Annotated in this window: 11 protein-coding genes; 5 read left to right on the top strand and 6 right to left on the bottom strand. The window is 69.5% G+C overall.

Annotated features, from left to right (window positions below; translation table 11 throughout):
* Positions 1–74: 74 nt before the first annotated feature.
* Together DIE03_RS23965 and DIE03_RS23960 are read right to left on the bottom strand one after the other, a co-directional pair.
* Entirely contained in the window at positions 75–458 is a 384-nt protein-coding gene (locus DIE03_RS23965; RefSeq protein WP_124454665.1) for a zinc ribbon domain-containing protein, read from the bottom strand.
* 10 nt (positions 459–468) lie between these two features.
* The gene (locus DIE03_RS23960) at positions 469–3,060 is read right to left on the bottom strand and encodes a heavy metal translocating P-type ATPase (protein WP_124454663.1); all 2,592 of its coding nucleotides are present in this window, start codon (positions 3,058–3,060) and stop codon (positions 469–471) included.
* 82 nt (positions 3,061–3,142) lie between these two features.
* Here DIE03_RS23960 and cadR point away from each other — a divergent pair, with 82 nt between their 5' ends.
* Both cadR and DIE03_RS23950 read left to right on the top strand, forming a co-directional pair.
* On the top strand, positions 3,143–3,574 hold the full coding sequence (gene cadR / locus DIE03_RS23955; RefSeq protein ID WP_124454661.1) for a Cd(II)/Pb(II)-responsive transcriptional regulator: 432 nt from the start codon (positions 3,143–3,145) through the stop codon (positions 3,572–3,574).
* Between the two features lie 68 nt (positions 3,575–3,642).
* Positions 3,643–4,215: a PadR family transcriptional regulator gene (locus DIE03_RS23950; protein WP_124454659.1), complete on the top strand. Its 573-nt coding sequence runs from the start codon at positions 3,643–3,645 to the stop codon at positions 4,213–4,215.
* Positions 4,216–4,260: 45 nt separating this feature from the next.
* Here DIE03_RS23950 and DIE03_RS23945 read toward each other — a convergent pair whose 3' ends face one another.
* From DIE03_RS23945 to DIE03_RS23930, 4 genes are all read right to left on the bottom strand, one after another.
* On the bottom strand, positions 4,261–5,691 hold the full coding sequence (locus DIE03_RS23945) for an FAD-binding oxidoreductase (protein WP_124454657.1): 1,431 nt from the start codon (positions 5,689–5,691) through the stop codon (positions 4,261–4,263).
* 13 nt (positions 5,692–5,704) lie between these two features.
* The gene (locus DIE03_RS23940) at positions 5,705–6,493 is read right to left on the bottom strand and encodes an ABC transporter substrate-binding protein (RefSeq protein ID WP_124454655.1); all 789 of its coding nucleotides are present in this window, start codon (positions 6,491–6,493) and stop codon (positions 5,705–5,707) included.
* 47 nt (positions 6,494–6,540) lie between these two features.
* Positions 6,541–7,695, bottom strand: a complete 1,155-nt coding sequence (locus DIE03_RS23935) for a pyridoxal phosphate-dependent aminotransferase (RefSeq protein ID WP_124454653.1) — start codon at positions 7,693–7,695, stop codon at positions 6,541–6,543.
* A 228-nt stretch (positions 7,696–7,923) separates the two neighbouring features.
* Entirely contained in the window at positions 7,924–8,592 is a 669-nt protein-coding gene (locus tag DIE03_RS23930) for a TetR/AcrR family transcriptional regulator (RefSeq protein ID WP_124454651.1), read from the bottom strand.
* A 120-nt stretch (positions 8,593–8,712) separates the two neighbouring features.
* Between DIE03_RS23930 and DIE03_RS23925 the strand changes: the two genes are divergently transcribed.
* From DIE03_RS23925 to DIE03_RS23915, 3 genes are all read left to right on the top strand, one after another.
* Positions 8,713–10,365 carry an acyl-CoA dehydrogenase family protein gene (locus DIE03_RS23925; RefSeq protein WP_124454649.1) on the top strand — a complete coding sequence of 551 codons (1,653 nt, stop codon included), beginning with the start codon at positions 8,713–8,715 and terminating at the stop codon, positions 10,363–10,365.
* Positions 10,366–10,398: 33 nt separating this feature from the next.
* Positions 10,399–11,907, top strand: a complete 1,509-nt coding sequence (locus tag DIE03_RS23920) for a class I adenylate-forming enzyme family protein (protein ID WP_124454647.1) — start codon at positions 10,399–10,401, stop codon at positions 11,905–11,907.
* 146 nt (positions 11,908–12,053) lie between these two features.
* Positions 12,054–13,319, top strand: a complete 1,266-nt coding sequence (locus tag DIE03_RS23915; RefSeq protein WP_124454645.1) for a hypothetical protein — start codon at positions 12,054–12,056, stop codon at positions 13,317–13,319.
* Positions 13,320–13,332: the final 13 nt, after the last annotated feature.

Raw genomic sequence — 13,332 nt, 5'->3', positions numbered from 1 at the left:
CGCTGCGGCCGCCCTGAAACGAAACGCGCCGGCTTGCGCCCATGCGCAGCCGGCGCGAATGAGCGCCATGCTTGTTACGTCGCCTGCGTCCCGCACCCGGGACAGAAGCGTGCGTCGGCCGCCAGCGCCGTGTGGCAGCGGCTGCAGGCCCGGCTGCGTTGCGCCGCACCGCACTGCGCGCAGAACCGCGCATCGGCGGCATTGAGCGCGCCGCAGCCCGCACACGCAAGCTGGCTCAGCGGCACGTTGCCGCCCTGCCCGCCGTTGGCCGCATCGGCCGGCGCCTGCCAGCCCCAGCCGTGGCGATCGCGGCCGCGCGCATCGTGACCGCCGAGCCCGTCTCCGCGCTGCCCGCCGTGATGCCCGCCTCCGCCGCCGTGCCCGCCGTTCCCGCTGCTGCCGTGCCCGTTGCCATGGCCACCGCCATGGCCGCCCAGGATCCGTTTCAGAAAGCTCATCGCCCGCTCCTCAACGCGCGGCCCGCGTGCCGCCGAACGCCCCGGAGGACGACAGCAGCCGCAAGCCGTTGGCCACGACGATCAGGCTCGCGCCCGCGTCGGCGAAGACCGCCATCCACATCGTGCCGAGCCCCGCGACCGTGAGGCCGAGGAACACGACCTTCACGCCGAGCGCGAAGCCGATGTTCTGCACCAGCACGCGGTGCGTCGCGCGCGACAGCCGCACGAACGCGGGGATCTTGCGCAGGTCGTCGTCCATCAGCGCGACGTCGGCCGTCTCGATCGCCGTGTCGGTGCCCATCGCGCCCATCGCGAAACCGATGTCGGATCGGGCCAGCGCCGGTGCATCGTTGATCCCGTCGCCGACCATCCCGACCGCGCCCGCACCGCCGGCCGACAGCTCCTCGACCGCCGCGAGCTTGTCTTCCGGCAACTGGTTGCCGCGTGCGTCGTCGATGCCGGCCTGCTGCGCGATCGCCTGCGCGGTATGCGGGTTGTCGCCCGTCAGCATCGCCGTGCGGATGCCGAGCGCGTGCAGATCGGCGATCGCCTCACGGCTCGTGTCCTTGATCGTGTCGGCCACCGCAAAGATGCCGAGCACGCGCGCTTCGCCGACCAGCACCACGACGCTCTTGCCCTGCCGCTCCAGCGCGTCGAGCTTCGCTTCGAGCGCCGTCGAGCAGCGCTCGAGCTCCTCGACGAGCCGGTGGTTGCCGAGCCAGTAGCGCGTGCCGTCGATCGTGCCGCGCACGCCGCGCCCGACGATCGCTTCGAAGTCCTGTACATCGGCGAATGCCGTCGTGCCGGCGTCGCGTGCCGCGGCAGCGATCGCCTGCGACACCGGGTGATCGGAGCGAGCCGCGAGGCTCGCGCCGAGATGCCGCACGCGCGCCGCATCGGCGTCGTCCGCATGCACGTCGAAATCGGTCTGCACCGGCTTGCCGTGCGTGATCGTGCCGGTCTTGTCGAGCGCGAGCCACGCGAGCTTGCGCCCTTCTTCCAGGTAGACGCCGCCCTTCACGAGAATCCCGCGCCGCGCGGCAGCCGCGAGACCCGACACGATCGTCACCGGCGTCGAGATCACCAGCGCGCACGGGCACGCGATCACGAGCAGCACGAGCGCGCGGTAGATCCAGTCGTGCCACGCGCCGCCCATCGCGATCGGCGGCACCACCGCGACCAGCAACGCGACCGCGAACACGATCGGCGTGTAGACGCGCGCGAACTGGTCGACGAAGCGTTGCGTCGGCGCCTTCGCGCCCTGTGCCTCCTCGACCGCGTGAATGATCCGCGCGAGCGTCGAGTTGGCCGCGACGGCCGTCACGCGGTATTCGAACGAGCCCGATTCGTTGATCGTGCCCGCGTACACGGCGTCGCCGGTCGTCTTTTCGACGGGCAGGCTCTCGCCGGTGATCGGCGCCTGGTTGACCGTCGAGCGGCCCGCGACGACGTCACCATCGAGCCCGATCCGCTCACCCGGCTTCACGCGGACGACCGCGCCGAGCGCAACCTGCGCGGCCTCGATCGTGCGCCACGAGCCGTCGGCCTGCCGCACGGTCGCGGTATCCGGCGCGAGCTGCATCAGGCCCTGGATCGCATTGCGCGCGCGGTCGAGCGACTTTGCCTCGATCAGCTCGGCGATCGTGAACAGCACCATCACCATCGCGGCTTCCGGCCACTGGCCGATCGCCATCGCGCCCGTCACCGCGATGCTCATCAGCGCGTTGATGTTCAGGTTGCCGTTGCGGATCGCGATCCAGCCCTTCTTGTACGTGGTGAGCCCGCATGCGAGCACCGCGGCGAGCGCGAGCGCCGCCGACAGCCACACCGGCAGCCCGGCCCACGTCGCGCCCTCGGACGCGATCGCGGCGACGCCGGCCAGCGCCAGCGGCCACCACGGCTTCGCGGGCGCGTCGGCGGCGCGCGCCGCCGGCGCGCCGGCCGCCGCGGCTTCGGGCGTCATCCCGAGCGTGCGGATCGCGCTTTCGATTGCCGGCTGCGCGCCGGGCACGTGGTCGACGGTCAGCATCCGCTGCATCAGGTTGAATTCGAGCGCCGACACTTCGTTCATCCCGCCGAGCTTCTTGCGGATCAGCGTTTCCTCGGTCGGGCAGTCCATCTGCATGATCCGGAACGCCGAGCGCACGTGACCCGATGCGGTCGCCTGCGCGACCGGCAGCGGCGCGAGCGTCAGCGCCGCAGGCGCGCAGCAGTCGCCGGCCGCGTGGTCGTGGTCGTGGTCGTGGTCGTGGTCGTGGTCGTGACCGGCATGGTCGTGCGCCGCGTGATCATGCGCCGCGTGGTCGTGCGAGCACGCGGCGCCGTGCACATGCGCATCGCCGTGAGAATGATCGTGGTCGTGGCCATGACCGGCTTCGTCGTGCGCGGCAAGATCGTGCGAGCCTGCGGCACCGCGCCGATGCGCGTCGCCGTGCGAATGATCGTGGCTGCGCGATGCAGCCTCGCCGTGCGCGCGCTCGCCGGCCGCCGGCACCGCGTCGGCAACGGTCGCCGTCTGCGTGTCGCGCGGGTCGGCGCAGCACGTATCGGCGCCGCCGGCATGACGGTGTCGTGGGTCGTGGAGACGCTGGGCGTCGGTCATGACAACCTCCTTTTGTGGCTTGACGGTGTAGAGTTAACACCCTGAAGCCACTACAAGGTCAACCCTTACACGGGAGAAAGGCATGAAGATTGGCGAACTGGCCAAAGCGGCCCGCTGCACGCCCGAGACGATCCGTTTCTACGAGAAAGAGGGTCTGATGCCGGATGCGGAGCGCACCGATTCGAACTACCGCAACTACACCGACGTGCACGTCGAACGGCTGCGCTTCATCCGCAACTGCCGCGCGCTCGACATGGCGCACGACGAAATCCGCGCGCTGCTGCGGCTCACCGACACGCCGGCCGACCGCTGCGATTCGATCAATTCGCTGCTCGACGACCACATCGGGCACGTCGATGCGCGCCTCGCGGAACTCACGCATCTGCGCGACCAGCTCTCCGAATTGCGCCGCCAGTGCGTCGGCGAACATTCGGTCGAGGATTGCGGGATCGTGCATGGTCTCGCGACGATGGAAACCGTCGCGCCGGCCGCGAAGCGCTCGCACCTCGGCTGAAACCCTTGCGGAACAAGATAGTCTGATTGAGAATAGTTATATTCTTACTAGATATTCAATAACTATTCATGCCTATGAGTCGCCCGTCCCCGCTTGCGCTGGCCGTCCTCGCGACGCTCACCGAAACGCCAATGCATCCGTACGGGATGCTGCAGCAACTGAAGGCCCGCGGATACGACGAAGTCGTCAACGTGCGACAGCGCACGAGCCTCTACCAGACGATCGACCGGCTGCTGCGCGACGGGCTGATCGCCGTGCACGACACCGAGCGCGACGGCGCGTTTCCGGAACGCACGCTGTATGCGCTGACCGAAGCCGGGCACACGGCGGGGCAGGCGTGGCTGCACGCGCTGCTCGCGGAGCCCGCGCGTGAATTCCCGGTGTTCGGCGCCGGCCTCGCCTTCCTGCCGCTGCTCGACGCCGAAGATGCGCGCCGCCAGCTCGAACTGCGGATCGCGCGGCTCGACGCCGAACGCGAACGGCTGGAAGCGCTGCGCGCCACCGCGCAGGCCGACCAGGTGCCGCGCCTGTTCCTGCTGCAGAACGAACATGCGCTGGTGCTGCTCAATGCGGAGCTCGATTGGGCACGCAGCGTCGTCGAACACCTGAAGATCGGCGCGCTGCGCTGGGTGGACGGCTGACGTGTCACGCAGGCCGATTCCCGTCCGTGACGGGAGTCGCTGCCGTCAAAGTACCTTGCCGGGATTGAGGATGCCGTGCGGGTCCAGCGCGGCCTTCAGGCGCCGCATCAGCCCGATTTCCGCGTCGCTGCGCGTGTGCGCGAGATAAGGACGCTTGAGCGCGCCGATCCCGTGCTCGGCCGACACCGAGCCGCCCATGTCGCGCACCACTGCGTACACGCGGTGATCGAGCGTATCGAGGTCCGCATCGGCCATCGCGGCCAGCGACACGCCGATATGCACGTTGCCGTCGCCCACGTGGCCGAAGAACAGGCACATGACGTCCGGCCAGCGCGCCCGCAGTGCTGCTTCGCAACGTTCGGCGAACGCGCCGAGTTCACCCGTCGGCAAACTCACGTCGAAGTTGACGAGGTGCGGCAATGCATCGATCGCGAGGCCTTCGCGCAGCGTCCAAAGATCGCGCGCCTGCCGCTCCGACGTCGCGAGCACCGCGTCGTCCACCAGCCCTGCGTCGAACCCCGCCGCGAGGCCCGTTTCCAGCGCCTGGTGCGCATCGCCGCCCGGCGCGCTCGTCGCGCATTCGATCAGCACCGCGAAGCCGTCGTCGCCGACGAACGGCGCCGTGACGCCCGGCGTATGACGCGCGACGTAGTCGTAGAACGCCGGCCACATCGCTTCGAAGCTGACGACTTCCGGCAACGTGCGCACGCGGTTCCACAGCGCGACCGCCGCGTCGTAATCGCGCACGCGGCAAAGCGCCGTGGCCGGCGCGGCGAGCAGCGGATGCAGCCGCAACACCGCGCGCGTGACGACGCCGAGCGTCCCCTCGCTGCCGATGAACAGCTGCTTCAGGTCGTAGCCCGCGTTGTTCTTCAGCATCCGGTTCATCGACGATACGACCGTGCCGTCCGCGAGCACCGCTTCGAGCCCGAGCACCTGCTCGCGCATCATCCCGTAGCGGATCGCGCGCGTGCCGCCCGCATTGGTCGCGAGCATGCCGCCGATCTGGCACGAGCCGCGCGCCCCGAGGTCGACGCCGAACGTGAAGCCCGCCGCTTCCGCGGCTTCCTGCACCGTCTGCAGCGGCGTCCCCGCCCGCACGGTCATCGTGCCTGCCGCCGCATCGATCGCCTCGATACCCGCAAAGCGCTCCATCGACAGCACGACCTCGCCGCCGAGCGCGACCGCGCCGCGCGCGAGCCCGGTCAGCCCGCCCTGCGGCACGACCGGCTGCCCGAGCCGCGCGCACAGCGCGAGCGTGCGCGACACGTCGTCGACGCTGCGCGGGCGCACCAGCGCGCGCGGCCGCACGCCGGCCGGCTCGTTGTACGCGGTGAAGTAACGCGGATCGATGTCGGCGGAACGCGTGACGAGCACGTCGCCCAGTTCGGCGACGAGCACGGCGTCGAGCGCCTCGCCCGACAGCGGCACGTCGCGCGGTTCTCCGCCCGCGGCCGCCGTATCCCGGTTCTGCATCGCGCGGTTCCGCTTACTTGGTCGAGATGTCGATATCGCCGAAATACTTCAGGCCGAGCGTCTTCACCGTGCCGTCCGCCTTCAGCTTGTCGATCGCCGCGTCGAGCTTCGCCTTCAGCGCGTCGTCGCCCTTGCGCAGGCCGAATGCGATGCCGCTGCCGAGGATCTTGTCGTCGTGCACGGGCTGGCCGACGAACGAGAAGCCCTTGCCGTCCGGGCGCGACAGGAAGCCGCGCTGGCCCGACGGCGCGAGCACGAGCGTCGCGTCGAGGCGGCCCGCGACGAGGTCCGCATACGCCTGGTTCTGGTCCTGGTACGCGACGACCGCGACGCCCGCCGGTTCCCAGTGCGCCTTCGCGAAGGTTTCCTGGATCGACGCCTGCAGCACGCCGACGCGCTTGCCCTTCAGCGATTCGGGCGTCGGCAGCAGCCCGCTGCCGGTGCGCGCGATCAGCTGGGTCGGCACGCGGTAGATGATCGTCGTGAAGTCGATCGCCTGGCGGCGCTGCTCGGTCGCGTTCATCGCCGAATTGATCGCGTCGAACTTGCGGCCCTTCAGCGCCGGAATCAGCCCGTCGAACGACGTCTCGACCCATTTGCACGACAGCTTCGCCGTCTGGCAGACGGCATTGCCGACGTCGATGTCGAAGCCCTGCAGGTCGCCGTTCGGCGCTTTCGATTCGAACGGCGGGTATTGCGCTTCGAGGCCGAAACGCAGCGTCTGCGCGTCGGCGAGCGCCGCGCCGGAGCCGATTGCGCATGCGAGCGCAAACGCGAGTTTCAGGGTAGCCGTGTGCTTCATCGTGATCTCCTGTGACTGGTCGATGCGACGTGCCCGTCGCTGGTTTCTTAAAGCGAACGCAGCCGCCGCGCGCCTTCGACCAGCGTCGCGTCGTCCTTCGAAAAACTGAGCCGGATCACGCCGGCATCGGTGCCGTCGGTATAGAACGCCGACAGCGGGATCGTCGCGACCCGCGCGTCGCGGATCACGCGCAGCACGAAATCGCTGTCGCTTTCGTCCGAGAAGTGCCGGAAGCGCGCGAGCATGAAGAACGAGCCTTCGCTCGGCAGCAGCTCGAAACGCGCGTCGGCCAGCTCGCGCGCGAGCAGGTCGCGCTTGGCCTGGTAGAACGCCGACAGGCCGAGATAGCTGTCCGGCCGCGCGAGGATCTCCGCGAACGCAAACTGCATCGGCGTATCGGCCGAGAACACCATGAACTGGTGCACCTTGCGGATCTCGTCCATCAATTCGGCCGGCGCGAGGCAATGACCGACCCGCCAGCCGGTCACGTGAAACGACTTGCCGAACGACGACACGATCACGCTGCGCTCGGCCAGCTCGCGGTGGCGCGCGACGCTCTGGTGCTGCGCGCCGTCGAACACGACGTGCTCGTAGACTTCGTCGGACAGCACGACGATGCCCGTGTCGCGCGTGAGCTGCGCGAGCCGCTCGAGATCGTCGGCCGAGAACACGGTCGCGGTCGGGTTGTGCGGCGTGTTGACGATGATCATCCGCGTGCGCGGCGTGATCGCGGCCGCCACTTCATCCCAGTTCACGCGGAAATGCTCGGGCGACAGCTTGATCGCGACCGGCGTCGCGCCCTGCAGCCGCACGATCGGCGCATAGCTGTCGAACGACGGCTCGAAATAGATCACTTCGTCGCCCGGATGCACGAGCGCGCTGATCGCCGCATAGAGCCCTTCGCTCGCGCTCGCGATCACCGTGATCTCGGTCTCCGGGTCGTAGCGCGCGCCGTACAGCGCTTCCGTCTTCTCGGCGAGCCGCTCGCGCAGCGCCATCACGCCGGCCATCGGCGCGTACTGGTTGTGGCCGTCGCGCATCGCACGCGCGACGCCTTCGACGAGCGCCGGATCGGGCGCGAAATTCGGCGCGCCCTGCGACAGGTTCAACGCATCGTGCTGGGCAGCCAGCTGGCCGATCACCGTGAAGATCGTCGTTCCGACGTCGGGCAGTTTGGAACGGGGCGCGGTGGCGCTTCGCATGACTCCTCCTTCTGATGTCCTTCCGGCAGGCCTGCGCGGCGTGCGCAGCCCTGCATCTGCCGCATGATTTAGCCCGAGCCAATATCGGCGGACAATCGAAAGTTCGTCATGGAGCCCATGCATTTTTCTCATGGCTCACGGGAAGAAGCGGGGAACGGAGCGGCTGGCCGGCGGGCCCGACATGCGAATCAGGCATTTCCGTTGGGGCGTGTTCACGCCCTGGAGGCGCTACGCCTCCGCCGCCGCCAGGTACGCGAGCAGCACGGCCCGCAGTTCGCGGCGTTGCACCGCGAAATCGAGTGCGGGCCCGAGCGTCAGCAACGCCTGCGACAGGCCGCCGTAGCAGACCGCGTGGGCCATGCGCGCGAGCCCGTCGAGCCGCCCGGCCGGCGGCGGATCGGCCGCATGGGCCAGCGCGTCGCGCCACAGCGCGACATACGCGTCGTAATGCCGGCGGTACGCGGCAAGCGGCGACACCTGCCGCTCCAGCACGAACAGCGCACCCCACAGCGCCGCATCGGCGGCGATCGCGTCGACCTGCAGGTCGACGAGCGCGGCCGCGAGTTCGGCCCGCGGCACGCCACGCAAACGCTCGACCGCATCGCGCAGCCGGTCGGCCAGCGCCAGCACGCGGCGGTGGATGCAGAGCGCCGCAAGGCTCTGCTTGTCGCCGAAATACTCGTAGAACGTGCCGATGCTGACGCCTGCGACGGCCGCGATCTCGCGGATCGTCGCCTTCGCGTAGCCGCGTTCGAGCAAAAGCTGAACGAACGCCTGCTGCAGCGCATCGGAACTCGCCTGCGCGCGCGACTGGCGCGGCCGGCGGCGCAACGCGGGCGCGGGTTGCGCCGCCGGCTGGCCGGGCGGCGCCGGAACCTGAACATGTCGCGGCGGCATATTTGCTACTCTGAAATCAGCAGGGAACACGTTTTTCCGGGCGCCGGAACCCGCGCCGAAGCGCCTTCCGTGCGGCGTGACGCCGGCGGCCCGCGAAGCATGAGACCGGAGACACCCCCGATGACCGAAGTGACTCACGCCGTCACGAACCAGTTCGACGAACTCGTCGACTATAACCTCTTCGCGACCGATCTCGCGCTGCGCGACGCGCTCGCCCGGGCAGGCGCCGACTGGGCCGTGCCGCAGCTCGACGCGTACGGCGCGCGGCTCGGCAGCGCCGATACCGCGCAGCTCGCCGACCAAGCGAACCGCCACCCGCCGGAGCTCGACGCGTTCGACCGGCGCGGCCGGCGCATCGACCGCGTCGACTTCCATCCGGCCTGGCACGCGCTGCTCGGCCAGTACCGCCGCGAAGGCTTCGTGTCGCTCGCGTTCCGGGACACGCGCCGCGGCCGCTGGGCCGCGACCGCCGCCGGCTTCTACCTGCACGGCCAGATCGAGGCCGGCACGCTGTGCCCGGCCACGATGACGCAGGCCGCGATCCCCGTGCTGCAGAAGGAGCCCGCGCTGTGGGACCTGCTGCGCGACAAGCTCTACAGCGACGACTACGATCCGCGCGACGTGCCGGTCGCCGACAAGCGCTCGATCTGGTTCGGCATGGGCATGACCGAGAAACAGGGCGGCTCCGACGTGCGTGCGAACACGACGCTCGCCACGCCCGTCGGCGCGGGCGGGCGCGGCGGCGAATACCGGCTGCGCGGCCACAAGTGGTTCTTCTCCGCGCCGATGTGCGACGCGCACCTCGTCGTCGCGCGCACCGAAGCCGGCAGCCCGTCGTGCTTCTACGTGCCGCGCTGGCGGCCGGACGGCACGAAGAACGCGGTCGAGATCCAGCGGCTGAAGAACAAGGTCGGCAACCGCAGCAACGCCAGCAGCGAAATCGAGCTGAACGACGCGTGGGGCATCATGCTCGGCGACGAAGGCCGCGGCATTCCGACCATCATCGAGATGGCCACCCACACGCGGCTGAACTGCGTGCTCGGCAGCGCGGCGATGCTGCGCCAGGGCGTCGTGCAGGCGATCGCGTACACGCGCCAGCGCCACGCGTTCGGCCGCGCGCTCGCCGAGCAGCCGCTGATGCGCACCGTGCTCGCCGATCTCGCGCTCGAAAGCGAAGCCGCGCTGTCGCTCGCGATGCGTCTCGCCGACGCGTTCGAACGCGACGACTCGCCGCGCGAACGTGCGTGGAAGCGGATCGTCACGCCCGCCGCGAAATTCTGGGTCTGCAAGCGCGCGGTCGAGCTGACCGGCGAAGTAATGGAAGTGTTCGGCGGCAACGGCTACGTCGACGACGGCCCGATCGCGCGGCTGTTCCGCGAGGCGCCCGTCAACTCGATCTGGGAAGGCTCGGGCAACGTGATGTGCCTCGACGTGCTGCGTGCGGTGTCGCGCGAGCCCGACGCGGCCGCCGCGCTGTTCGACGAACTCGCCGACCTCGGCGCCGGCGAGCCGCGCATCCGCGCGGCGCTCGACGCGTTGCGCGCGATGCTCGCCGCGCCGGCCGACACGCTCGAAGCGTCGGGCCGCGTGTTCGCGCAGCGGCTCGCGCTCGTCGCGCAGGCGTGCCTGCTGCGCCGCGATGCGCCGGCCGCCGTCGCCGACGCATTCGTCGCGACACGGCTCGCCGCGCCCGACTGGGGCCGCATCGCGGGCGGCTTCGAGCCGCACGCGATCGACGTCGCCGCGCTGCTGCAGCGCGCGTACCCGGCCTGACCTGCACCGCCTCCCGCCTCGCCCGGAGCCCCGATGAACCTCGTCGCCGCCCTCGACCGCGCCGCCCGTGCGACGCCCGACAAGCCGTTCCTCGTCAGCGAATCCGCGACGATCACGTATGCCGCCGCGCGCGAGCGCTCGCACCGCGCGGCGGCCGTGTTGAGCGCGCTCGGCGTCGCGGCCGGCGACCGCGTCGCCGCGATGTGCTTCAACACGCCGGCCTTCGTCGACCTGATGTTCGGCGCGTGGCGGCTCGGCGCGGCGTTCGTGCCGATCAACCACAAGCTGCAGGCGCCGGAAGTCGACTACGTGCTCGAACACAGCCGCTGCAAGGCGCTGCTGTTCGACGTGGCGCTCGCACCGGTGGTCGAGCGCCTCGTGCATCCGGCGCGGCGGCTCGTGACCGAGGGCGAGCTCGACGGCGTGCCGAACTTCGACACGATGTGCGCGACGCGGGACGGCCTCGCGGGCATCGAGCCGGCCGACGGCGACATCGCGCAGATCCTCTATACGTCCGGCACGACGGGCCGCCCGAAGGGCTGCATGCACAGCCATCGCGCCGTGACGCTCGCGGCGATGCAGGCCGCGCTCGCGACCGGCATCGGCCGCAACGAGCGCACGCTGATGGCGATGCCGATCTGGCATTCGTCGCCGCTGAACAACTGGTTCGGCGGCACGCTGTTCGCGGGCGGCACCGTCGTGCTGCTGCGCGAATACCATCCGCTGCGTTTCCTGCAGACCATCGAGCGTGAACGCGTGACGATGTATTTCGGCGCACCCGTGTCGTACACGCTGCCGCTCGACACGATCGACGGCTTCGGCGCGTTCGACCTGTCGAGCGTGCGCGCGTGGCTGTACGGCGGCGGCCCGATCGGCGCCGCGCAGGCCGAACGGCTCGCCCGCGCGTATCGCAGCGACGCGTTCTTCCAGGTGTACGGCATGACCGAGACGGGACCGGCCGGCACGACGCTGTATCCGGACGAGCAGATCGCGAAGGCCGGTTCGATCGGCCGCCAGGGCGGACCGGGCGTCGACCTCCGTGTCGTGCGGATGGACGGCATCGACGCGCAGCCGGGTGAAACCGGCGAAATCTGGCTGAAGGCCGACTGCATGATGCTCGGCTATCTCGACGACGCGGCCGCGACGCGCGCGGCGTTCACGCCGGACGGCTGGTATCGCACCGGCGACATCGCGCGAATCGATGAGGATGGCTACCTGTTCATCGTCGACCGGCTGAAGGACATGATCGTCTCGGGCGGCGAGAACATCTATTCGAAGGAAGTGGAGGACGTGCTCGGCGCGCACCCGGACATCGCGGAGGCGGCCGTCGTCGGCGTTCCGCATCCCGACTGGGGCGAGACGGTCGTCGCACACGTCGTGCTGCGTGCGAACGCCGCGCCCGACGCGGATGCGCTGCGCGCGTTCTGCGGCGAGCGGCTTGCGGCATACAAGGTTCCGCGCGAGTTCACGTTCGCGCAGGCGCTGCCGCGCACGCCGACCGGCAAGCTGCAGAAGTTCTTGCTGCGGGTGCGGGCGGACTGAGCGCAGGCTCCGGAGAGGCGTGCGCCGCGCTATCGCACCACGGCGGCAAGACCCGGGGCCGGCTGCGGATTGCCGATGGGATTCGACGGAACCTAGAATGGCGTCGAACCGGTTCCGGGGCATGCCCTGATTCATACGAAAGCGACATGACACTACGCGCCAGCCTGCTCGGCCTGCTGCTTTTGCTCGGCCTGAGTACCGCCCCCGCCCACGCAGGGCTCACGCTCAACCACTGTGAGGAGACGTTCTATCGTCGCATCGGGCCTGCCAACGCCACGCGGCCGTATATCTTCTACGACGAACACGACACGTTCGAAGCCGGGCCTACGACCCGATGTCGGGCCCGATCGTCGGACATGCACGGTGCGGACTTCGCGGTCGTCGACAACCGGGCCTACTACGTCCGGACATTCGACTTTTCGGGCAAGCCCGAGTGCGGACGGACGACGATCGGAGGCGGCCCGATATTCGACCCGCCAGGCTGCTTTGTACCGGAATCGTTGCGCGTCGTCAGTAACAGGCGGCAGGTCAATTACTACCCGATTTCCGAACGCGGCGCGCAGTTCCGCCTGATCGACGATGCCGCAAGCGACCCTGCACCGCGAAACGAACTGTCGCGTGCATCCTATGCAACCGATGGCGTGTCGGTCTTTCGCGCGGCCGAGGATTTCGAAGGAACAAGCGCAATCCGGGGGCCCGTCGTCATGCGGATCGAAGGCGCCGATCCCGAAACCTTCCACACGTTCCTGCCGGCCGGCGTACGGTTGCGCACCGACTGGGCGCGCGATTCGCGGCATTTGTACTACGGGGGCAACCCGATCGCGGGCATCGCGCCCAACGCCCGCGTCGATTTTTACGGAGACGAACTGGCCGTCATCGGCAACCGCGTCTACGGCTTCGACTACGCGGGTATCCATGCACGGCCGGACGTGCGCCCCACGCTGAAAATGCTGTCGCCGGACTTCATCACCGACGGGTCTCACGTCTTCCTGCGCACGGGCGAACTAGCGACCGGCTTTCACCCCGCCGATTTCCGGATCCTGCAACCCGCCTGCCCGGTCCCGGGGCATCCAGACCTGAAGTGCCTTCAGGAGAAGCCGCACGTCAGCGATGCGACGCAGACCCACGTTGCGGTCGGAGGCGGCGCGCTGCTGTTCGACAGCGGGCCGGCACCCGTGCGAATCAACGGTGTGGATACGAAGCGCGTCGTCTATTTCAAGGTAGCGGGAGCCGGTGGCCAGTACTACTACCTGGCGCTGAGCGGACGGGACCTCTACCTGCTCGACGGTCACCAGGGCGACCGGCCGTATCGTCCTCTCACCGTGTCGGGCCCGCTGCGCGGCCCGGATGCCGACGGGTGGCTGTCGTTCGATGGCGGCCGCTTGTGGGTGTACTCCGGCACATGGCACTGAGCGACTCAGGCAA

Source organism: Burkholderia sp. Bp8992 (assembly GCF_003853705.1).
In the GTDB taxonomy this organism is placed as follows: Bacteria; Pseudomonadota; Gammaproteobacteria; order Burkholderiales; family Burkholderiaceae; genus Burkholderia.
This window is presented reverse-complemented; position numbering and strand designations above follow the sequence as displayed.